This is a genomic window from Psychrobacter sp. 1Y4, from assembly GCF_051847555.1.
Genome location: NZ_JBPYDE010000522.1, coordinates 1 through 726, shown reverse-complemented (window position 1 = coordinate 726; position 726 = coordinate 1). Strand labels below are relative to the sequence as shown.

Here is a 726-nt window from a genome sequence, read left to right as displayed (position 1 = left end):
AAAACTGTGATTGCCATTGCCCACCGTTTATCAACCATTGCGGCACTGGATCGCTTAGTAGTGATGGACAAAGGACGCATCATTGAACAAGGCAGTCACGAGGCGTTGCTCGCACGCGATGGCGTCTATGCTAAATTATGGCAACGTCAAAGCGGTGGTTTCTTAGGTGAAGACAACTAAGACCCATCAAAATAAATCACAAGGAAGTGTTTATTTTATGGAAGCATTTACAAGCAGCATCGATCTTGATGGTAAAAAAGCACGTTACTATCATCTTGGCCAGCTTAATCAGTCAGTTCAGTCAGATAACCATCGCCGCACACCCGTGCATTTTTATGGTGGTAATAGTTTCACTGTTGGCACCTATACGCCATTGCTAAATGAGCTGGCGACTGAGTTTGATATCAGCTCACTTGCCCTGCGTGGCTATTGGTATGACAAACCGCAAAGCCCTCGTCTGACGCGTGAGCAAGATGCTGATCTGCTTATTGAATTTTTAGAAAAAACACAAGATAAGCCTGTCGTCGGTATCGGACATTCACAAGGCGCAACCGCCACAGCCATGGCAGCAGCCAAACGTCCAGAGCTGTTCTCGCAGCTTTATCTGATAGAGCCTGTCACGTTCACTAAAAATCAAGCCACCTTGTATAATCTGTTACCGCGTTCTATCCTGCTGAGTCGTGAGCCTTTCAAAAGCACAGTAAATAGGCAATCTACGTGGCCGAG

General features: G+C 46.3%; 2 protein-coding genes. Both read left to right on the top strand.

Going from position 1 to position 726, the window contains the following annotated elements:
* Positions 1-180: hypothetical protein (locus tag ACS8FC_RS17340; RefSeq protein ID WP_439297697.1), on the top strand; the 180-nt coding region annotated here is incomplete at its 5' end.
* 37 nt (positions 181-217) lie between these two features.
* Positions 218-726: alpha/beta fold hydrolase (locus ACS8FC_RS17335; protein WP_439297696.1), on the top strand; the 509-nt coding region annotated here is incomplete at its 3' end.